This is a genomic window from Micromonospora matsumotoense, from assembly GCF_900091525.1.
GTDB lineage: Bacteria > Actinomycetota > Actinomycetes > Mycobacteriales > Micromonosporaceae > Micromonospora > Micromonospora matsumotoensis.
The window spans coordinates 117,558-137,733 of record NZ_FMCU01000018.1 but is presented as its reverse complement, the minus strand read 5'-3'; the positions used below and the strand labels follow the sequence as shown (position 1 = coordinate 137,733).

At 72.7% G+C, this 20,176-nt stretch carries 21 protein-coding genes; 11 read left to right on the top strand and 10 right to left on the bottom strand.

Going from position 1 to position 20,176, the window contains the following annotated elements; translation table 11 throughout:
* Nucleotides 1-117: 117 nt before the first annotated feature.
* Together GA0070216_RS36695 and GA0070216_RS27165 are read right to left on the bottom strand one after the other, a co-directional pair.
* The gene (locus tag GA0070216_RS36695) at nt 118-492 is read right to left on the bottom strand and encodes a helix-turn-helix domain-containing protein (RefSeq protein ID WP_091251963.1); all 375 of its coding nucleotides are present in this window, start codon (nt 490-492) and stop codon (nt 118-120) included.
* Between the two features lie 213 nt (nt 493-705).
* A complete protein-coding gene (locus tag GA0070216_RS27165; protein ID WP_091251961.1) occupies nt 706-945 on the bottom strand; it encodes a flavin reductase in 240 nt (79 codons plus the stop codon).
* 263 nt (nt 946-1,208) lie between these two features.
* Between GA0070216_RS27165 and GA0070216_RS27160 the strand changes: the two genes are divergently transcribed.
* Entirely contained in the window at nt 1,209-1,931 is a 723-nt protein-coding gene (locus GA0070216_RS27160; protein ID WP_245722762.1) for a helix-turn-helix domain-containing protein, read from the top strand.
* A complete protein-coding gene (locus GA0070216_RS27155; RefSeq protein ID WP_091251957.1) occupies nt 1,928-2,401 on the top strand; it encodes an NUDIX domain-containing protein in 474 nt (157 codons plus the stop codon). Before GA0070216_RS27160 ends, GA0070216_RS27155 begins: the two co-directional genes overlap by 4 nt.
* A gap of 82 nt (nt 2,402-2,483) precedes the next feature.
* Here GA0070216_RS27155 and GA0070216_RS27150 read toward each other — a convergent pair whose 3' ends face one another.
* A complete protein-coding gene (locus GA0070216_RS27150) occupies nt 2,484-3,458 on the bottom strand; it encodes an Acg family FMN-binding oxidoreductase (RefSeq protein WP_091251955.1) in 975 nt (324 codons plus the stop codon).
* A 238-nt stretch (nt 3,459-3,696) separates the two neighbouring features.
* Here GA0070216_RS27150 and GA0070216_RS27145 point away from each other — a divergent pair, with 238 nt between their 5' ends.
* The gene (locus GA0070216_RS27145; RefSeq protein ID WP_091251953.1) at nt 3,697-4,335 is read left to right on the top strand and encodes a response regulator; all 639 of its coding nucleotides are present in this window, start codon (nt 3,697-3,699) and stop codon (nt 4,333-4,335) included.
* Between the two features lie 228 nt (nt 4,336-4,563).
* On the opposite strand, the gene GA0070216_RS27140 is transcribed toward GA0070216_RS27145, so the two are convergent.
* Nucleotides 4,564-6,234 (bottom strand): sensor histidine kinase, encoded by a 1,671-nt coding sequence (locus GA0070216_RS27140; protein ID WP_091252009.1) that lies wholly within the window; start codon nt 6,232-6,234, stop codon nt 4,564-4,566.
* A 96-nt stretch (nt 6,235-6,330) separates the two neighbouring features.
* Nucleotides 6,331-7,341 (bottom strand): Acg family FMN-binding oxidoreductase, encoded by a 1,011-nt coding sequence (locus tag GA0070216_RS27135; RefSeq protein ID WP_091251951.1) that lies wholly within the window; start codon nt 7,339-7,341, stop codon nt 6,331-6,333.
* A gap of 185 nt (nt 7,342-7,526) precedes the next feature.
* On the opposite strand from GA0070216_RS27135, the gene GA0070216_RS34750 reads away from it, so the two are divergent.
* Together GA0070216_RS34750 and GA0070216_RS34745 are read left to right on the top strand one after the other, a co-directional pair.
* Nucleotides 7,527-7,688, top strand: a complete 162-nt coding sequence (locus GA0070216_RS34750; RefSeq protein WP_176739151.1) for a hypothetical protein — start codon at nt 7,527-7,529, stop codon at nt 7,686-7,688.
* Nucleotides 7,689-7,727: 39 nt separating this feature from the next.
* Complete coding sequence (locus GA0070216_RS34745) at nt 7,728-7,874, top strand: hypothetical protein (RefSeq protein WP_176739150.1); 147 nt, start codon at nt 7,728-7,730, stop codon at nt 7,872-7,874.
* Between the two features lie 536 nt (nt 7,875-8,410).
* Here the strand turns inward: GA0070216_RS34745 and GA0070216_RS27130 are convergent.
* The 4 genes from GA0070216_RS27130 to GA0070216_RS27115 form a co-directional block, all read right to left on the bottom strand.
* Nucleotides 8,411-9,277: a universal stress protein gene (locus tag GA0070216_RS27130; RefSeq protein ID WP_091251949.1), complete on the bottom strand. Its 867-nt coding sequence runs from the start codon at nt 9,275-9,277 to the stop codon at nt 8,411-8,413.
* A gap of 113 nt (nt 9,278-9,390) precedes the next feature.
* Complete coding sequence (locus tag GA0070216_RS27125; protein ID WP_091251948.1) at nt 9,391-11,793, bottom strand: phosphoketolase family protein; 2,403 nt, start codon at nt 11,791-11,793, stop codon at nt 9,391-9,393.
* Nucleotides 11,794-11,918: 125 nt separating this feature from the next.
* The gene (locus GA0070216_RS27120) at nt 11,919-12,749 is read right to left on the bottom strand and encodes a universal stress protein (protein WP_091251946.1); all 831 of its coding nucleotides are present in this window, start codon (nt 12,747-12,749) and stop codon (nt 11,919-11,921) included.
* 85 nt (nt 12,750-12,834) lie between these two features.
* Nucleotides 12,835-13,638, bottom strand: a complete 804-nt coding sequence (locus GA0070216_RS27115) for a PP2C family protein-serine/threonine phosphatase (protein WP_091251944.1) — start codon at nt 13,636-13,638, stop codon at nt 12,835-12,837.
* A 115-nt stretch (nt 13,639-13,753) separates the two neighbouring features.
* Here GA0070216_RS27115 and GA0070216_RS27110 point away from each other — a divergent pair, with 115 nt between their 5' ends.
* The 6 genes from GA0070216_RS27110 (at nt 13,754) to GA0070216_RS27085 (ending at nt 19,119) form a co-directional block, all read left to right on the top strand.
* Nucleotides 13,754-13,990, top strand: a complete 237-nt coding sequence (locus GA0070216_RS27110; protein WP_067310060.1) for an HTH domain-containing protein — start codon at nt 13,754-13,756, stop codon at nt 13,988-13,990.
* A complete protein-coding gene (locus tag GA0070216_RS27105; RefSeq protein ID WP_091251942.1) occupies nt 13,990-14,568 on the top strand; it encodes a Clp protease N-terminal domain-containing protein in 579 nt (192 codons plus the stop codon). Before GA0070216_RS27110 ends, GA0070216_RS27105 begins: the two co-directional genes overlap by 1 nt.
* A gap of 102 nt (nt 14,569-14,670) precedes the next feature.
* The gene (locus tag GA0070216_RS27100) at nt 14,671-15,678 is read left to right on the top strand and encodes a diacylglycerol/lipid kinase family protein (RefSeq protein WP_091252008.1); all 1,008 of its coding nucleotides are present in this window, start codon (nt 14,671-14,673) and stop codon (nt 15,676-15,678) included.
* Nucleotides 15,671-16,672 (top strand): YihY/virulence factor BrkB family protein, encoded by a 1,002-nt coding sequence (locus tag GA0070216_RS27095; RefSeq protein WP_091251940.1) that lies wholly within the window; start codon nt 15,671-15,673, stop codon nt 16,670-16,672. Before GA0070216_RS27100 ends, GA0070216_RS27095 begins: the two co-directional genes overlap by 8 nt.
* An 82-nt stretch (nt 16,673-16,754) precedes the next feature.
* Nucleotides 16,755-18,248 carry a phosphatase PAP2 family protein gene (locus tag GA0070216_RS27090; RefSeq protein ID WP_091251938.1) on the top strand — a complete coding sequence of 498 codons (1,494 nt, stop codon included), beginning with the start codon at nt 16,755-16,757 and terminating at the stop codon, nt 18,246-18,248.
* A gap of 22 nt (nt 18,249-18,270) precedes the next feature.
* Nucleotides 18,271-19,119: an endonuclease/exonuclease/phosphatase family protein gene (locus tag GA0070216_RS27085; RefSeq protein ID WP_425413198.1), complete on the top strand. Its 849-nt coding sequence runs from the start codon at nt 18,271-18,273 to the stop codon at nt 19,117-19,119.
* 477 nt (nt 19,120-19,596) lie between these two features.
* On the opposite strand, the gene GA0070216_RS27080 is transcribed toward GA0070216_RS27085, so the two are convergent.
* A complete protein-coding gene (locus GA0070216_RS27080) occupies nt 19,597-20,172 on the bottom strand; it encodes an alpha/beta fold hydrolase (RefSeq protein ID WP_245722758.1) in 576 nt (191 codons plus the stop codon).
* Nucleotides 20,173-20,176 lie beyond the last annotated feature (4 nt).

The window sequence follows — 20,176 nt, the reverse complement described above, 5'->3', positions numbered from 1 at the left end:
TGTGATTATTTCTGACTAGATGCCTGCGGGATCGCCAATGCATCCAAATCGGTGCATTGGTGATCCCGCAGGCTATGACGCTAGCGCCCATGAGTTGGGATAGCGGATTGCTGCACCTTAAGGGGTGCCCTCGCGATGCTCTTGGTTCTCGCCTCTGAGGGCCTTGGCGGATTGGACTAATAGCTTAACCTCTGAGGGGGTCAAGAAGCTGGCGGCGGCAACGAGTTGACCTATTTCTATGGTTGCAGGGTATGGCTCACGCGCGGCCATTTCAGAATCTACGGAAAGGTTCGCAATGACAAATAGGTCGGCTGCGTCTAGCTGCAATACAGGCGCGAGGTCCCGAAGGACATCGTGCGTTGGTTGAAGTTTGCTCGCAAGTAGTTGATTGACGGTCGACTCGGCCCGGCCGGAAGCTCGGCTGACGGCTCTGGCTGATAGTCGACGGTTCTGCATAAAGCCACGAAGAACCCTAGCGAAATCGGCGCTCATTGTTGAATTCTATACAGGTTCGACGTCCATCTGTGCGCCAGCCTGGAGCGTGGTCGTGCCGCCAAGTTGTGCGCCGACGGTCCTGGCGGTGCCCATCCGGTTGCTGTCACGTGATAAAAAGCCCAAGGTCTTCGACCTTAGGGGATCGTGGGCCTGAGCCGGGCGGTCCGCCCGGTTCGACATGTCTGCACCAACGGCTTTGCTGGGGTGCCGCTACTTTGCGCGCTGCGCCGCCGAACGGGGCCAGGCGAGAAACCGTGCATACAGCACCCCCGATGGGGTGTGGGGCAGGTCCTCGCACGCCTGCATCAGGTATGCCGACAGGTGCAGCATCAGTGAGACCCGCGCACCGGTGAACTCCGCCATGAACTGTCGTTTGCGGGTTCGACACGGCCATGCCACCCCGCATGCCGCACAACTCCATTGTGGCCGCGTTGGTTGATGTGCTGACAAAACACCCCACCACCTCTCCCACTTGTTGGAAGGGGAAGGGTGCCGCCCTCGGTCGTCCGCGTCGGGACCAGCGCCCTTCCCCTGACACCCACCGGCCCGGCGATTGGTCGCAAGCACGCCGGCGAGGCCCCGCCGCTGAACCTACGAGCCAGCCTCGGGCATCCCAACGTCCCGATCGGCATCAGCCTGGACACTTCTATGGACGTTGTGCGTCCTGATATGTCCGCTACCGTGGGGTGATGAGCCATCGCCTCCGCGCGGCAATGCTCCGCGCTCACCTTGACCCGGCCGCCCTCGCCACCGCCGTCGGTGTCGACGTCAAGACGGTTACCCGATGGCTCTCCGGCCGCATCCCCCACCAACGCACCCGCCTTGCCATCGCCGATGCCCTCGGGGAAACTGAAGCCGACCTGTGGCCTCAGACCCGTCCTGACCAGGCGCCCGGCGCTGAGGCCACCGCCGAGATCGTCGCCGCGTACGCCCATCGCGCCGACGTTCCGCACCACGTCTGGGCCGCCCTACTCACCGGTGCCACGAAGCAGATCGATCTGCTCGGCTACGCGTACCCGTTCCTTCTGGAACTGCTTCCCAACACCATGCAGATCATCGCCGACAAGGCAACCGATGGTGCCCGGGTGCGGCTCGCGTTCGCGGAGCCCGACTGTCCTCACGTCGCCGAACGCGATGCGCTCGAACAGATCGGCGGCACGCTACCGGGCCGAATCCGCAATGCCCTCAACTTCTGCGAACCCCTCCACGATGTCGCCGGCGTCGAGATCGGGTTGCACACCGTGCATCTCTACAACTCGGTGTTCCGCTTCGACCACCAGATGATCGTCACGCCTCACCTCTATCGGTCTCGTGGCTACCAACACCCCGCCCTGCATCTGCGCGAACTGTCCCCGCATGGCATCTTCGCCGTGCACGCCGATCAGTTCGAACAGATCTGGCAGACCACGACCCGCTACCCGAAGGAAAACCGGTGACCAGCCGGCGCGACTACTACCACGACCCCGCCGCGCCTGTTGCCACCAGCCTCGTCCCCGCTGCCGCCGCCCTCGTCACCGACGAGCGTGGCCGGGTCCTGTTGCAACGGCGTACCGACTCCGGCAACTGGTCGCTGCCCGGGGGTGCCATGGACATCGGCGAAACCCTGCAACAGTGCGCCGTCCGTGAGGTCAAGGAAGAGACCGGCCTCGACATCGAGATCACCGGCCTGCTCGGCATCTACACCGACCCCCACCACGTCATCGCCTACCCCGATGGTGAGATCCGCCAAGAGTTCACCATCGTCTACCTCGCTCATGCCGCCGGTGGCACCATCACGCTGAGCGACGAATCCACGGAGGTTCGCTTCGTCCACCCCGCCGAGTTCGACCACCTCCCGATCCACGACACTGTTCGTCTCCGCCTGAGCCACCACACCCAGCAACGCGACACCCCATACCTCGGATAGCGTGAAACCGCAGGATCACCGCTTGGGCCCCCGAAGCCGTCGTCCCGTGGAGAGCAGTCGGACTGGTCGACGAGAGCGGTCGTCAGCGCTGGGTCACCGCCACGTCCAGCACCTCGTCCACGCCCCGCCTCGGCGTGGCCACCCCCGGCTGGCCGTACCCGATGCGCATCACCATCTGCGGCGTGCCGAAACGCCCCAGCGACAGCCGTAGCGCCTCCCGCGCCCCCGACACCTCGATCGGCTGCGACAGCAGCGACACCGCGAGCCCCGCGTCGGTGGCGGTCAGCAGGACCCGCTGCAATGCCTGCCCGGCGAGCACCTGGTCGACGACCGTGTTGCCGGTCGCGCCCAGCACCGCCACCAGCGGTTCCGGCTCGAAGTCGCGGCCGGGGGCCCGGTCCAGGCCGCCGAAGCCCCGCGACGGCAGCAGGTCCTGCGGCTCGTTCTGCGGTCCTCCGGCGCGGGCCGGCACCCCGTCGGGGGCGGGCTCGGTGCGGATCCAGTCGGCGCGTTCGGCCCGGTAGGCGGGGTCGCGTTCGAGCACCCGGTGGGCGCTGCGGGCGACCTCGGCGAAAGCGTTGACGGCGCTCACCCCGATCACCAGTTCCAGCCAGCACTGCTCGGCACGGGCGGCCTCACCGAGCCGCCAACGGGCGTCGGCGGGCACCGGGTCGGGCCAGAACGGCGCCCGGTTGCTGAAGCGGCGCGGGATGGCCGCGTACAGGCTCTGCTCGGTCGGGGTGGGGCGGCGCGGCAGCTCCGGGACCAGCCGGGCCAGCACGTCCGGGTCGGCCGGGTACGGTCGCAGCCGTACGGTCGCCGGGGTGCCCGCCACGGCCAGGGACAGCCGCAGGTTGAACAGAGCCGCGCCACCGGCGATCCGGGTGCCCCAACCGCTCGGGTCGGTGGCCGGCAACCGGCGGGCCGGGTCGACCGACAGTTCGATCCCGCCGTCACGCAGTCGGAACCGCCACGGCTGGGTGTTGTGCAGGGAGGGCGCGCGGACGGCGTCCGCGACGGCGGCCCGCAGTTGCGTCTCGGTGTACCCGGTGCCCATGGTCATGCTCCTTCCGTGGCGGTTCGTGCCGCTCCACCCCGAGCGGGGAACGCGTCGCCCCGGCCGGCCGACGCCGACCCGGTTCCCGGTGGTGGTTCCCCTCCACGGTCCGTCACCCGAGGGTGGGCCGGGCAGGGCCGGACGTCCCGACCCGTCGGGACGCCCTCCCCGGGGCGATACCCCAGGTTAGGGACCTTCGGCCCGTGCACGGGCCGGTCCGGGCGGGTAGAAACGAGGGATGATCCGGGTGTTCCTCCTCGACGACCACGAAGTCGTCCGCCGTGGCCTTGCCGACCTGTTGCAGAGCAGCGGCGACATCGAAGTGGTCGGCGAGTCCGGCTCCGCGCAGGAGGCGGCCCGGCGGATTCCCGCCCTCCGGCCCGACGTGGCGATCCTCGACGCCCGGTTGCCCGACGGCAACGGCATCGACGTGTGCCGGGACGTCCGGGCGGTCGACTCGTCGATCAAAGGGCTGATCCTCACCTCGTACGAGGACGACGAGGCGCTCTTCGCCGCGATCATGGCGGGTGCGGCGGGTTACGTGCTCAAGCAGATCCGGGGCACCGACCTGGTGGACGCGGTCCGTCGGGTCGCGGCCGGGCAGTCGCTGCTCGACCCGGCGATCACCACCCGGGTGCTGGAGCGCATCCGCAGCGGCGTCGAGCAGCCCCGCGAGCTGAAGAGTCTCACCGAGCAGGAGCGCCGCATCCTGGAGTACGTGGCGGAGGGGCTGACCAACCGGGAGATCGCCGGCAAGATGTTCCTGGCCGAGAAGACGGTGAAGAACTACGTCTCCAGCGTGCTGGCCAAGCTGGGCCTGGAACGCCGCACCCAGGCCGCCGTCCTCGCCACCCGCCTGCTCGGCCAGCGCCACTGACCCACCGGCCGACGTTATCGGCCGCCGCCACGGCCGGAAGCGACCCTCCGGGCGTGGCCCGAGGCGACCCGGCTCACCGGCCACCGGCCTGCCGGCCCCACCGGCCTGCCGGCCCCACCGGCCTGCCGGCCCCACCGGCCTGCCGGCCCCACCGGCCTGCCGGCCCCACCGGCTGCCGGGCGACGGCAGGCGAACCGCCGGGCCGCCCAGGAGCAGCCAGATTCCAGCTCAGTCGCGCAGCGGGACCGACCAGCAGAGCTGGGTGCCGTGCGGGTGGACCCGGCGCACCTCGAACTCGCCGCCGTGGCGCTCGGCGCGCTCCCGCAGGTTCACCAGGCCGCCCCGGGCGGCGGCCGGGTCACAGCCCACCCCGTCGTCGGTGACCGTCACGGTGACCCGGCCGGCGTCCACCCGGACGGCGACGGTGACCCGGTCGGCCTCGGCATGGCGTACCGCGTTGGACAGCGCCTCGCGGAGCACGGCGGTGAGGTCGGGGCGGACCGGTTCCGGCACGGCGCTGTCGAGCGGGCCGTCCAGCTCCACGGCGGGGCGGAAGCCGAGCGACCCGGCGGCCACGTCGATCGCCTCCCGGATCTCGGTGCGCAGCGCCGCGCTCATCGGGGTACGCAGCTCGAAGATGGTGCGGCGGATGTCCCGGATGGTGGCGTCGAGGTCGTCGACGGCCGCGTTGATCCGCTTGGCGACGTCGGGCCGGGCGTGCATCGCGCCGCTCTGTAGTTGCAGGCCGGTGGCGAACAGCCGCTGGATCACCACGTCGTGCAGGTCCCGGGCGATCCGCTCGCGGTCCTCCAGGACCACCAGCAGCTCCCGTTCCTCCTGGCCCCGGGCCCGTTCCATGGCCAGGGCCGCCTGACCGGCGAAGCTGGCCAGCAGGGTGACGTCGGCGTCGGCGGCCCGGCCGGAGTCGGGCGGGTGGGCGACCACCAGCACCCCGTGCAGGGTGTCGGCGGCGGCGAGCGGGGAGACCACGGCCGGGCCGGCGACCACCGGCACCGGCCAGGGCGCCGCCTCGGCCAGGTTGTCGAGCAGTTCGCGGCGACGCTCGGTCACCGAGCCGGCGAAGCTGGTCTCGGCGGCCGGCAGTACCGCGCCGACCAGTCCCTCGGCGTCACCGTCGGCGGAGTCGACCACCTCGACGGTGAACTGGCCGGCGTCCTCGTCATAGAGCAGCACCAGCGCCAGCTCCGCCTCGGCGACCTCCCGGGCCCGCCGGGCCACCAGGGTCAACGCGTCGGTACGACGCACCTCGCCGAGCAGCACCGAGGTGATCTCGGCGGTGGCGGCCAGCCAGCGTTCCCGGCGGTGGGCCAGTGCGTAGAGCCGGGCGTTCTCGATGGCCACCCCGGCGGCTGCGGCCAGCGCCACGACGATCTCCTCGTCGTCCTCGGTGAACTCCGCTGCGCCCTGCTTCTCGGCCAGGTAGAGGTTGCCGAAGACCTGGTCGCGGATGCGTACCGGCACGCCGAGGAAGCTGTGCATCGGCGGGTGGTGCGGCGGGAAGCCGTACGACTGGGGGTGCTGGGTGATGTCCGGCATGCGGACCGGGCGGGGCTCGTCGATCAACAGGCCGAGCACCCCCCGCCCGTGCGGCAGGTCACCGATCCTGGCGTGCAGCTCGGCGTCGATGCCGTGGGTGATGAAGTCGTGCAGCAGCCGGTCGGGCCCGATCACGCCGAGCGCGCCGTAGCGGGCCCCGACCAGCTCGCAGGCCGCCTGCACGATCCGTTGCAGGGTGCTGCGCAGGTCGAGGTCGGTGCCGATGCCGACCACCGCGTCGAGCAGGGCCCGCAGCCGCTCCCGGCTGGTCACCACGTCGCCGACCCGGTCCAGCATCTCCTGGAGTAACTCGTCCAGGCGGACCCGGGACAACGGGCTCAGCCCCAACGACGGGGTCGGATGTTCGTTGCGGGGAGTCGGGGTGCTGGCGGCCACGCGGGCGATGTTACCGCCCGGTGACCGCACGACACGAGATCGTCAGGCCCGCTGGTCGCGGACCGCGGAGGTGTCCACCACCTGCGCGGCGGGCAACCGCGGGGTGTGCGGCGGGCCGGCGTGTGCCGGGTCCGTGAGCCCGATCCGCAGCACCAGGTACGGGTAACCGAGCCCACTGAGCAGTTGCCGCAGCTTCTGCCGGGTGCCGGGCACCTCGACCACGCCGGACAGCGGCACCACCGACGCCCCGTGCCGGGTGGCGGTCAGCCAGAGCGCGGAGAGCGCCTCGCCGGCCCGCAGCCAGCTGTCCGGTTCGTCCTCGTCGCCGTAGAGCAGCCCGTAGACGGCGGCCTTGTCGTGCCCCGGGCCCACCGGCAGGTTGCCGGGGCTGCCGAAGTCGCGGGCCGGGACGGTGGTCTGCGGCTGGTCCTGGGGCAGCACCTCCGGCGGCAGGCCGGTGCCGGTGCCGGCCCGGTGGGTCCAGTACTGCAACTCCTCGCGGGTCTGCGGGTCCTCCGCCTCCACCGTGCCGGCGTGCGAGGCGGTGGCGGCCAACTCCATCACCTGGTCGGCGTCGAGGATCTGCAACCGGGAACCCTCGTCGTCCGCCGCGCGGGTGATGTCGTCGATCGCCTCGGCGGGCACCGGCTCGTCGCTGACCGGTCGACGATCGGTGTGCCGCACCTGCATGCACTGCACCAGGCGCATCGCGTCCGGGTCGGCCCCGGAACGGTCCAGGCCGGTCAACCGGGCCAGCAGGTCCGGCTGCTGCGGGTCGGACAGCCGCTCGACCACCGCCGTCCAGCCCTCGGCGGCCAACGCCACCCGGACGTGGTGCAGGGCCGCGCCGCAGCTCAGCGCCAGCAGGCGTCCCTCCGGGTCGGCGGCGGTGAGCTGCCGGTCCCGGACCACCCGCAGTTCGAGCGCGTCCGGCAGGACCCGCCAGCGCCACGGCTGGGTGTTGTGCACCGACGGGGCGTGGCCGGCCGTCGCGGCTGCCTCCGCGAGCGCGGTGGTCAGCGGGCGGTCCGTCGCGGGCGTCTGGTGGCTCATCGGTACGACCTTTCCGTTTCTCCCATCGTGCCCCACCCGGTCGGTCCGCGGGCGGGGATACCGTCCCATCCTGCCCCGCCCACCCCGTCCCGGGCACGGGCGGCAGGTCCCGCCCGGACGGGCATTTCGGCCCGTGGTTTCCCTGTTCGATGTCGCCGGCGCAGTGCCGTAGGGACGATCCGCAGATGGGCGCGGAACAGCGGAGGTGCGTTCCGGAGCGGCCGGTCGGCCGGCACCGGGTGCGCTGGCGCGAGTGGACGCCGCTGACCCTGCTCGCCGGGGCGGTGCTGGTCGGGGCGGCACTGTGGGCGCCGGTCGACGTGGCCCGGCTGACGTGGCCCGGCTGACGTGGCCCGGCCGACGGGGTCTGGGCGCTGGTGACCCTGGTGGCGTTGGTGCCGGCGGTCTGGGCGGTGCTGCGCCAGCTGTGGCGGCAGCGGTTCGGGGTGGACGTGATCGCCGTGCTGGCGTTGGCCGGCGCGCCCCGCCCTATCCGCCCCGCCCTATCCGCCCCGCCCGACGCACCGGCCTGAGCTGCCCTGCTCTGAGCTGCCCTGCTCTGAGCTGCCCTGCTCTGAGCTGCCCCGCTCTGAGCCGCCCGCTCCGAGCCGCCCGCTCCGAGCCGCCGGTGGCCGCCGCGATCCCCCGTCCGATCCCGGCCCGACCTGCCGACCCCGCTGGCCCCTGGCCCCGCCGGCCGTCGACACTACGCTGCGACGCCACTCCGCCTGGCCCCATCCCGGCCTTGATCCACTCGCTTGGGTCGATGTTGCGGTATCAGGTCGCCAGGTCACCGCAACATCGGCCCAATCGAGTCGATCATGCTCCCGTGGACCCGTGGACCCGTGGACCCGTGGACCCGTGGACCCGTGGACCCGTGGACCCGTGGACCCGTGGACCAATGGACCCGTGGACCCGTGGACCAATGGACCCGTGGACCCGTGGACCCGTGGACCCGTCGGCCTGTCGGCCTGTCGGCCTGTCGGCCTGTCGGCCGGGCGGCATGTCGGCCTGTCGGCCGGGCGGCCTGTCGGCCGGGCGGGTGGGGCCGGGGTTGGGGTTGGGGTGGTCAGCGTTCGCGGACGACGGCGACCGGGCAGTGCGCGTGCTGGATGAGCTGCTGGCCGACGGAGCCGAGGAGCATCCCGCGCAGGCCGCCCCGGCCCCGGCTGCCGACCACCACCAGTTGCGCGTCCCGGCTCGCCTCGACCAGCGCGGCGGCCGGTCGGGCCGGTGCGATCTCCACCGTGACCGGGACCTCGGGGAAGGTCTCCCGCCATCCGGCGAGGGCTTCCTCGATCTCGGCCCGGTCCGCCGCGAGTCTGGCCTCGGCGTCGGGGTCGGAGGGCCGCCAGCGGTCGTCCGGCGGTTCGAAGGCCCGCAGCACCCGCAGCGGGGCGTCCCGCTGGGCGGCCCGTTCGACGGCGAATCCGAGCGCCGTGCCGGCCTGCGCGGAGCCGTCGAAGCCGACCACCACCGGGCCTTCGGCCTTGGCCTGCGCCTCCCGGACCACCACCACCGGGCAGTGCCCGTGGGCGGCCACCGACACCGCCGTGGAGCCGGCGAGCAGGCCGGTGAAGCCGCCGTGGCCCCGGCTGCCGAGCACCAGCAGACCGGCCTCGGCGGAGCGTTCCTCCAGCACCAGGGCGGGCGGGCCGTCGAAGACCTCACCGTGCACGGTGACGCCGGGCCACGCGGCGGTGGTGTCCGAGGCGGCCTTGTGCACCAGCTCCTCGACCTGCCGCCGGGCGTTGTCGTCCGGCCAGATCCCGGGGGCCACCCCGGGGCCGACCCAACCGGCGACGGTCAGCCACTCGAAGACGTACGCCAGGCGGACCGGGCGGCCGCTGCGCCGCGCCTCGGCCAGCGCCCAGTCCACGGCGACGCCCGCGTCGGGGGACCCGTCATAGCCGACCAGGATCTCGTCGGTGTTCATCGTCTCGTCCTTTCCTGGATGCCGGTCATGCGGTGCTGATCAGGGGGTGGGTGGTCACGGGTGGGGGACCGGCCGGGGTCCACCGGCCGGTCCACGTCGGGCGTCGGAAGGCGTCACTGACCGTCCAACTGGGCTGGCTGGGTCTCCCGGATCCAGCGCCACTCGGCGACCCGGGGGTCGTCCTCGCCGTGGCGGCGGGTGTAGTCGCGGCAGGCCTGCCGGGTGTCGACCATCTCCTGACGCAGGTGGGCGGCGCGGACGGCCAGGCCGGGCACCCGGTCGATGACGTCGATGACCAGGTGGAAGCGGTCCAGGTCGTTGAGCATCACCATGTCGAACGGCGTGGTGGTGGTGCCCTCCTCCTTGTAGCCGCGCACGTGCAGGTTGTCGTGGTTGGCCCGGCGGTAGGTGAGCCGGTGGATCAGCCACGGGTAGCCGTGGTAGGCGAAGATGATCGGCTTGTCGCGGGTGAAGATGGTGTCGAACTCGTTGTCCGGCAGGCCGTGCGGGTGCTCCGACGACGGCTGGAGCCGCATCAGGTCGACCACGTTGACGACCCGCACCTTCAGCTCGGGCAGGTGCTGGTGGAGCAGGTCGGCGGCGGCGAGGGTCTCCAGGGTCGGCACGTCACCGGCGCAGGCGAGCACCACGTCCGGTTCCTGGCCCTCGTCGGTGCTGGCCCAGTCCCAGATGCCCAGGCCGCGCCGGCAGTGCTGGACCGCCTCGTCCATGGTCAGCCAGTTCGGCGCGGGCTGCTTGCCGGCCACCACCACGTTGATGTAGTGCCGGCTGCGCAGGCAGTGGTCCATCGTGGAGAGCAGGGTGTTGGCGTCCGGCGGCAGATAGACCCGGACGACCTCGGCCTTCTTGTTGACCACGTGGTCGATGAAGCCCGGGTCCTGGTGCGAGAAGCCGTTGTGGTCCTGCCGCCAGACGTGGCTGGAGAGCAGGTAGTTCAGCGAGGCGATCGGCTCCCGCCAGGGGATGCCCCGGGTCACCTTCAACCACTTGGCGTGCTGGTTGACCATCGAGTCGACGATGTGGATGAACGCCTCGTAGCTGGTGAAGATGCCGTGCCGACCGGTCAGCAGGTAGCCCTCCAGCCAGCCCTCGCAGAGGTGCTCGGAGAGCACCTCCATCACCCGGCCGTCGGGGGAGAGGTGGTCGTCGGTGGGCTCGATCCGGCCGTCGAAGGCCCGGTCGGTGACCTCGAAGGCGGCACCGAGCCGGTTGGAGGCGACCTCGTCCGGGCCGAACAGCCGGAAGGTCTGCGGGTTGGCGGTGATCACGTCGCGGACCCAGGTGCCGAGCACCCCGGCTGCGCCGACCACCGGCTCGCCCGGCTTGGGGACGTCGACCGCGTAGTCGCGGAAGTCCGGCAGGGTCAGGTCCCGCAGCACCCGCCCGCCGTTGGTGACCGGGTTGGCGCTCATCCGGTGCTCACCCTGGGGCGGCAGTGCGGTCAGCTCGGCGACCGGGGCGCCGGTGGCGTCGAAGAGTTCCTCCGGACGGTAGCTGCGCAGCCAGCGCTCCAGCTCGGCCCGGTGCTCCGGGTTGTCGCGCACCTCGGCGATCGGCACCTGGTGGGCGCGGAAGGTCCCCTCGACCTGCTTGCCGTCGACCTGAGCCGGGCCGGTCCAGCCCTTCGGGGTGCGCAGGATGATCATCGGCCAGCGGGGACGCTCGACGGTGCCGCCGGAGCGGGCCACCCGCTGGATCTCGGCGATCTCGTCGCAGGCCCGGTCCAGGGCGGCCGCGAGGAGCTGGTGCACCTGCGTCGGGTCGTCCCCGGCGACCAGGTACGGCTGGTAGCCGTGGCCGCGCATCTGGTTGAGCAGGTCCTCGGTGGGGATCCGGTCCAGCACCGTCGGGTTGGCGATCTTGTAACCGTTGAGGTGCAGGATGGGCAGCACCGCGCCGTCGCGGGCCGGGTTGAGGAAGACGGACGACTGCCAGCTGCCCGCCAACGGGCCGGTCTCGGCCTCACCGTCGCCGATGACGCAGGCGACCAGCAGGTCCGGGTTGTCGAAGGCGGCGCCGTAGGCGTGGCTCAGGGCGTACCCCAGCTCGCCGCCCTCGTGGATCGAGCCCGGCACCTCCGGCGCCACGTGGCTCGGGATGCCGCCGGGGAAGGAGAACTGGCGGAACAGCCGCTGCATGCCGGTCTCGTCGCGGCTTACCGAGTGGTAGAGCTCGCTGTAGGTGCCCTCCAGCCAGGTGTTGGCGACCAGCGCGGGGCCGCCGTGCCCGGGGCCGGTGACGAAGATGGCCGACAGGTCACGGTTGACGATGACCCGGTTGAGGTGCGCATAGAGCAGGTTGAGGCCAGGGCTGGTGCCCCAGTGGCCGAGCAGCCGGGGCTTGACGTGTTCGGGGGCCAGCGGCTCGCGCAGCAGCGGGTTGTCCAGCAGGTAGATCTGCCCGACGGTCAGATAGTTCGCCGCCCGCCAGTAGGCGTCCAGCCGGCGCAGCTCGTCGTCGGTCAGGGGGCTGTGCAGGTCGAGAGCGGTGTCCATGCTGCCAAAGCCTCTCGCGGGTCGGGGAGTTCTGCACCCGGAAGCGTCGTTTCGCCCCGGGCAGACCCAGTCTTCGCGTTCCCGGGGTCATCGATCAGGGCCGTTGGTCCCGGCCCTTGGGGACGTCATGCCCCGCCCGGAACGGCGGAAACCAGTCCACGGACGACGATGACCGGTGCCGGCGAGTGGTAGAGCAGGGTCTGGCTCACCTCGCCCAGCATCCCCCGCCCCGGCTCGTCACCGCGGGCGCCGACCAGCGCCAGCTGCGCCGACCGGGACTGCTCCACCAGGACGGCCCCGGGATCGCCGCGTACGGTGTGGCACTCCGCCGGCACGTCCGGATGGTGCCGGCGGGCCTGGGCGACCAGCGCGTCGAGCACGTCGTCGCAGTCGTCGGGTCGTCCCGGCTCGACCACCCGCACCGCGATGACCCGGGCCCGGCGGCGGGCGGCACAGCCGAAGGCGAAGACGAGCGCGGCCCGGGAGCTGGGTGAGCCGTCCACGCCGACCAGCACCGGCCCCGGCGGTGGTGGTTCGGGGCGGACCACCAGCACCGGGCAGCCGGCGCGGGCGGCGAGCTGCACGGCGGGCGCGTCGGCGGGTACGCAGCCGCCGCAGCCGGCCATCCCGCCGTCCCCGATGGCCACCAGGAACGCCGTCCCGGAGCGGCGGACCAGGACCCCGACCGGTGCCCCCTCGACGATCTCACCGCTGACCGGCAGCCCTGGTGCGACCTCGTTCACGGCCGTGGCGGCGCGGGCGACCAGTTCCTCGGCGGCGTCGCGGGTGCCGGCCACCGTCGGGCCGGCCAACGCGGCCTCCCAGTTGAAGGCGTGCAGCAGGGTCAGCTCCCGCCCGTGCGCGGCGGCCTCCCGGGCGGCCAGCCGGACCACCGCGAGGTCCGCCGGCGTCGGTCCGACGCCGACCACCACCGGAGCGTCCGTGGACCCGGTCATCCGGTTCACCTCCCGGGCGTCCCGCGCGGCACGGCCACGCCGTCCCCACCGACGCTAGTCGCGTCGGCCGGCGGGTGGAGCCGGATCAGTCGGACGGACGCCCTCCGGTCGCCGGGTGTACGCGCAGCACGACGGCGGTGGCGTTGTCGCTGCCACCCTCGGCGAGGGTCGCGGCGAGCAGGGCGCGTACCGCCCGGGTCGGGTCCGGCTCGGCGAGCAGCTCCCGTAGGCGGTGGTAGTCGAGCTGGTCACTGACCCCGTCGGTGCAGAGCAGCCAGGTGTCGCCGGGGCGCAGCGGCACCCCGAGCAGGTCCGGGTCCGGCCGGTCGGGGTGGCCGAGATAGCGCAGCAGTTGGTAGCGGGCCCGGGCGGCCTCCCGGGAGTCCGCCGGCCACCAGCCGTGCAGCACCCCGAGCCAGGCCATCGTGTGGTCCACGGTCACCAGCTCCAGCAACCCGTCGCGCAGCCGGTAGGCCCGGGAGTCGCCGAGCTGGACGATCCAGGCCAGCTCGCCGTCGGGCTCGGCGAGCAGCGCGGTCAGCGTGCAACCGGCCAGCTCGTCGATGGCGGCACCGGCCCGGCGTACCCGGATCTGGGCCTCGGTGATCGCGGCGCGCAGTTGGCGGGGGCCGACGGCGGGCCAGCCGGCGCGGACCAGTTCGCACAGCGTGTCCCGCGCGGTGCTGCCGGCGACCCGGCTGCCCTCGCCCTCGCCCATGCCGTCGACGACCACCGCGAACGGCAGCTCCGGGTCGACGTGCAGGGCGTCGAAGTTGGCCGAGTAGCGGTGGCCGGCCACGGTGCCGCCGGCGACCTCCCACTCGATCCGGCCGACGGGCAGCCGGCGGGCCGCCTCGACGGGCTGGTCGGCGGTGCGGCGACGGAACACCAGCGGACGGTAGCACCGTCGCGGGCCCGGACCGGGGCGTCCGGCGTCGTGTCGGCGCAGGTCGATTGCGTCAACTGAGGTTGACAGGGCGGGATTGTCAACGTAAGTTGACAGCATGAGTCAGGCTACGGAACTCGCGGCAGCCGCCGGCAGCACCGACCCCCGGGTCGGCCTGCGCGCGGTGCTCGCCCTGCGCCGGCTCCTCGAACGGCTGGAGGTGGTCCAGGTGGACAACGCCCGACGGCAGGGCTGGTCCTGGCAGGAGATCGCCGACGCGCTCGAGGTGAGCCGGCAGGCGGTCCACAAGAAGCACGCCGGGCGACCGGCGGTCCGAGGAACCTGGGAGGAATGATGTTCGAGCGGTTCACCGATCGGGCCCGCGCCGTCGTCCGGAGCGCGGTCGAACAGGCCCAGCGCGACGGGCGACGTCCCGTCGGCACCGAACACCTGCTGCTCGCCGTCCTGGCCGACACCGATGCGCTCGCCAGCCGGGTGCTCACCTCCGCCGGCGTCGACGCCGACGACCTGCGCGCCCGGATCCGGCGGCACGTCGGTGCCGGCGGGATCGGGCTCGGCGAGGCGGACGCGGCCGCGCTGCGCGAGATCGGCATCGACCTCGCGGCCATCGTCGCCCGGATCGAGGACAACTTCGGCCCGGACGCCCTGCGCGAGGCGGTCCCGGCCCCACGTCGACGGTGGCGGCTGCGCCGGCCGGTCGGCGGGCCCTTCTCGCCCCGTTCCCGCAAGGTGCTGGAGTTGGCGCTGCGCGAGGCGCTCCGGCTGCGGCACCGGCACATCGGCACCGAACACCTCCTGCTCGGCGTGCTCCGCGAGGGTGGCGGCCTGGGTGCGGTGGTGCTGACCGAGGCGGGCGTGGACCTCGACGATCTGCGCCGACGTGTCGAGTTGGCGCTGCGGACGGCGGCCTGACCGGTCGGGTCGGTCCCGACCCGGATCAAACCTGTTTGCGGTCAACGCAACGTCGGTCGTCGTCGGGTCGCTGACCCGGCCGGGGTGCTGCACACTGACGCCGTGGACGGTGCAGAGCAGAAGCGTACGGTGACCGGCGACGACCGCGCCCCCCGCTCGGCGGTCGTGGTCAACCCGACGAAGGTGACTGATCTCGACGAGTTCCGCCGGACCGTGGACGAGTCGCTCGCCGCCGCCGGTTGGCCGGCCCCGACCTGGTACGAGACCACCGCCGAGGACCCGGGCCGGGGGCAGACCACGCAGGCCGTCGAGGCGGGCGCCGAACTGGTCTTCGCCTGCGGCGGCGACGGCACCGTGATGGCCTGCGTGACCGCGCTGGCCGGCACCGACGTCGAACTCGCCGTGCTGCCGCAGGGCACCGGCAACCTGCTCGCCGCCAACCTGGGGCTCTCCAACGACCTGGCCGCCGGCCTGGAGGTGGCCGTCGAGCGCGGACGACGCCGGCTGGACGTCGGCGTCGTCGACGACCGGTGCTTCGCGGTGATGGCCGGGATGGGCTTCGACGCGCAGATGCTGGCCGACACCTCCGAGACGACCAAGGCCCGGATCGGCTGGCCCGCCTACGTGATGGGGGCGGCGAAGCACCTGCGGGACCGGCCGATGCGGGTCACCATCCGCATCGACGGCCGGCCGGCCATGCGCCGTCGGGCCCGCTCCGTGCTGGTCGCCAACGTCGGGCGGCTCCAGGGTGGGGTCCGCCTGCTCACCGAGGCCGAGCCCGACGACGGCTGGCTCGACGTGGCCGTGCTCACCCCGCGTACCCTGCGGCACTGGCTCGCCCTGGGCTGGGCGCTGGTCCGCCGGCAGGGCAGCGTCCCCCGGATGGAGGTCCACCGGGCCAGGAAGGTCGTCATCACCAGCAACCGAGCCCAGCCCCGGCAGCTCGACGGCGACCTGATCGCGCCGGGCCGCACCCTGACCGCGGAGATCAAACCCGAGTCGCTCTGGCTCTGCGTGCCGCGCCCGGCCCATGACCCCGACCTGGCGTACGACGCCGACGCGGCGGCGCAGCGCGGCGAGAAGCTGGTCGAGGAAGCCCGCCGTGAGTAGCACCAAGCTCGTCCCCGAGACCCGGTTGATGGCGGCGGACGAACTCTCCGCCGACGACGCCTGGCGGACGCTGCGCCGACTCGGTGGCTGGCAGTTGCTGCGGGACGCGTTCATCCGGTTCCGCTACGGCGACGGGTTCAGCCACTCCCGGGCCTTCGCCCTGCAACTCTGCCTCGCCGTGGTGCCGTTCCTGATCGCGCTCACCGGCCTGATCAGCGACCTGGGGGTCGAGGAGGGTGGCCGGGTGGTCGCCGACACCGTGCTGGCGTTGACTCCCGGGCAGAGTGAGCAGATGGTGCAGGATCTCCTCGGAGACGGCGACCGCACCGAGAGCACCGGCGAGTTGGCGCTGACCCTCGGTCTGCTCACCGGCCTGGTGGCGTTGACCACCACGATGGCCCAGATCGAGCGCGGCGCGAACCGGATCTACGGCGTGGAACGGGACCGCCCCGCGCTGTGGAAGTACCTGCGGGCGGCCGCGCTCGCCGTGGTCGCCGGCCTGCCCGCGTTGGCCGGGTTCCTGATCCTGGTCGGCGGCGGGGAGATGGGCGAGTCGGTGCAGCGCCACTACGAGTGGGGTGATCTCGCCGCCGGCCTCTGGGAGGTGGTGCGGTGGCCGTTGAGCCTCGTGCTGACCGTGGTCGCGGTGGCGGTGATCTTCCGGCACGCGCCCCGGCGCAAGCAGCCCGGCCTGTCCTGGCTCTTCTTCGGCGCCGGCATCGCCACCGCGCTGTGGTGGCTGGCCAGCCTGCTGCTCGCCGCGTACGTCAAGGTCGGCGGCGGCTTCGGCCAGACGTACGGGGCGTTGACCGGGATGATGGCGTTGCTGTTGTGGGCGAACCTCACCGGCATGGCGCTGTTCGGCGGGTTGTCCTTCGCCGCCCAGTTGGAGGCGATGCGGATCGGGTCTCCGGAGCCGGCCCAGCCGGACCTGTGGGAGCCCGAGGCCGAGCGGCAGGAACTGCTCGACACCGGTGACATGACCGCACTCTGACCCCGCCACACCGGACGGGCGTGTACGAGGTGGCGGAATCGGGTACAGCGCGCCTCGCCACGTTGACGCAGGGAGGTGCGGGTTGACCGCGGTCAAGGAGACGACGGCCCGACGGCCGCTCGGCCACTTCGCCGAACGGAGCGTCGTCGGCCTGTTGGCCGTTGCCGGCGTGGGCGTGGCTTTCGGGCTGCTGCTGATGCTCGTCCGGTTCAAGTGGAGCCCGATGTACCACGCCGACCACGAGGCGGCCGAGTGGTTCAACGGGCTTGTCGCGCCGCACCACGCGCTGGTCACCGTGCTCCAGGCGGTCACCGACCTGGGCGGCCGGCCGGTGCTGATCTGGCTGGTCACCATCGCGGTGGTCACCCTGCTGATCCGTCGCCAGTCCCGGCTGGCGGTCTATCTGATCGTGACCGGGATGGGCGGGCTGATCCTCGACCCGTCGTTGAAGGCACTGGTCGGCCGGCTCCGCCCGGTGGTCGACGTGCCGGTCGCCAGCGCCCCGGGCAACAGCTTCCCCAGCGGACACGCGCTCGGCTCGTTCGTCGCGTACGGGGCGTTGCTGCTGGTCTTCCTGCCGGCCATGGCGCCCCGGTGGCGCAAGCCGGCGATCGCCATCGCCGCCGTGCTGGTGGCGCTGGTCGGGTTGACCCGGATCGCCCTGGGCGTGCACTTCGTCTCCGACGTGCTCGGCGGCTGGCTGCTCGGCGCGGCCTGGCTCGGCGTCACCGCGTACGCCTTCCGGCTGTGGCGGCGTGAGCGTGGCCGGCCGGTGCCACCGCTGAGCGAGGGGTTGGAGCCGGAGGCCGCTGACAAGATCACCCCCGCCCCGGCCGAGGAGCACGTGCTGGAGCACCCCCGCTCCGCCGTCGCCGAGCTGCTGGTCGGCTGGGTGATCGTCTTCGGCGCGCTGTACGGCTTCGGCACCTACGTCAGCTACCACGCCAAGGGCACCATCTTCGACACCCTGGACACCGACGTGCCGCGCTGGTTCGCCGCCCGGCACACCGACGTCCTCACCGAGCTGAGCTGGTGGTGGAGCAAGTTCGGCGACACCCACGCCATCCTGATCGTCTCGCTGGTCTTCTGCCCGCTGGTGCTGGCCATCTGGAAGCGGTGGCGGCCGGTGCTCTTCGTGGCGCTGGCGCTCTTCGGCGAGCTGAGCCTCTTCCTCGCCTCCGCCCGGGTGGTGGACCGGCCCCGCCCGGCGGTGGAGAACCTGGACGGGCAGATGCCCACCTCGTCCTTCCCGTCCGGGCACATCGCGGCGACCGCCTGCCTCTGGCTCGTCATCGCGATCATCGTGTTCGTCCGCACCGACCGCTGGTGGCGGTGGCTCTTCGTGGCGCTGGCCGTGATCATGCCGGTCGGGGTGGCGGTCTCCCGGATGTACCGGGGGATGCACCACCCGACCGACTTCATGGGCGCGCTCATCCTCAGCGGCCTCTGGATCGGCCTGCTCTACTGGGTTATCCGACCCAACGCCGACGTCTACCAGGGCAACCGACCCGAGATCGAGTCGGAACAGGTCGACGAGTTGGACGACGAACTGGCCAAGGCCGGCCGGCCGGAGTGAGTCGTCGCCCGTGCTGCGGATGATGAGCTGGAACATCAGGACCGGCGGTCGGGACCGGACCGGCCCCGACCGCCGGGACCTGGTGTGCCGGGTCGTCGCCGCGCAGGCCCCCGACGTGCTGGCGGTGCAGGAGCTACGCGGTTTCGACCGGCCGGGGGTGCTGGCCGGGTTCGCCGACCGGGTGGGGATGCGTCCGTACCTGGCCCGCACCTGCTTCGGTCAGCCGGTGGCGGTGCTGGTCCGCCCGCCCTGGCGGACCCGCTCCGCCGGGCCGGTCCGCCGGCCGTTCCACCACGCGGCGCAGCGGGTCGAACTGGCCACCGCCGCCGGCCCGCTCATCGTGCTCAGCACGCATCTCGACCCGTACACCGGGCTGCGGCGGCGGGTCGAGGCCGGCTGGCTCGCCGGGGCGGTGCGCCGCGCGCCCGGGGGGCTGGCGCTGGTCGCCGGTGACCTGAACACCCTCGACCCGGGCACCGAGCACGCCGACCGGGTGGCCCGGCTGCCGGCGGCGTACCGGCGACGGCACCTGCGCCGCGACGGGCGGACCGTGGAGACCAGGGCGGTGGCCCGGCTGCTCGCCGCCGGCCTGGTCGACCTCTGGACCCGCGCCGCCGGGCTGGCTGACCCGACCCGTGCCGGCGGGGCGGTCGACCCGACCCACGCCGGCGAGCCGGTCGAGGCCGGGCTGACCGCGCCGACGCGGCACGGCGGCGGCGTCGAGTTCTCCGGCATGCGGCTGGACTACCTGCTCGGCACCCCGGCGCTCGCCGCCCGGCTGCGGGACTTCCACGTGGTACGCGGCGGCGACACCGAGTACGCCTCCGACCACTACCCGGTCGTCGCCGAGCTGGACCTCGACCCGGCCTGACGGGCTCGTCGCGAGTGCCTGCCGGCCGCACGCCGCCGCACCGGTCATCGCACCGAGCCGGGCTGGTCATCGCACCGAGCCGGGCTCATCCTGGTGCCTTTGCGCCTGGGTGGCCCGCCCCGGTCGGCGACGCGGTGCACCCTGCGGGGCACTCTGTCCGGTGGGGGAGCGGAGTCACCACCTCGGCACGTCCTTATGCCGCCGGGGCATGAATATGACAAGCAGGCATGTCTACTCCGGGCAAGTGGTACCCACCATGCTGCGTGTGCGGCAGCCGCTGCTCGGGGGTCCTCCTGCCGTCCGGCTCGGTGGGGCACGACGTCGGGTGCGGCACCAGATCCGGTTCCGCCGTCGTCAGAGGAGCAGGTTGACCAGGACGGTCAGGGCGATCGAGGCGAGCACCGAAAAGAGGATCATCAGGAGGCAGCCGAAGCCGCCGCCGAGGGGTCGGATCTGGGTGTTACCGAAGCGCATGGCTCACCCTCTCGGGTTCGGGTCGAGCAGGTCGCGGATCGCCTCGGCCACCGGCCCGGGGGCGGTGGTGAGCACGTTGTGGGCGACGTCGGGCACGGTGACCAGCCGGGCGTCCGGCACCAACCGGGTGACCTGGGCACGCCACCGGGGCGGCACGATCGGGTCCCGTTCCCCGGCGAGCACGAGGGTGGGCGCGGTGATCCAGGCCAGGTCCGCCTCCACCGCGTGGCGTACCGAGTGCGAGACGGTGGTGGCGACCCGCCACGGCCGGGCGTCGAGGACGTCGCGGCACAGGATCGGCACCTGCCAGGGCGACTCCCGCAGGGTGTCCACCAGCCACCGCCCGACCAGCCCCCGGCGGGAGCGGGCGGTCGGATCGCTGGTCGGACCGGCCAGCACCAGTGCCCGGACCACCCTGGGGCGGGCCACGGCGAGCGCGGCGGCCGCCTCCGCGCCGAACGAGTGCCCACCGAGGCCGGCCGTCGGGCGCGGCGCGGCGAGGGCGCGCCGCAATGCGCCGGGGCCGGCGCCGGTCGGGTGCGGGTCGGGACGGGTGCGCGACCCGTTCCGACCCGCCACGGAG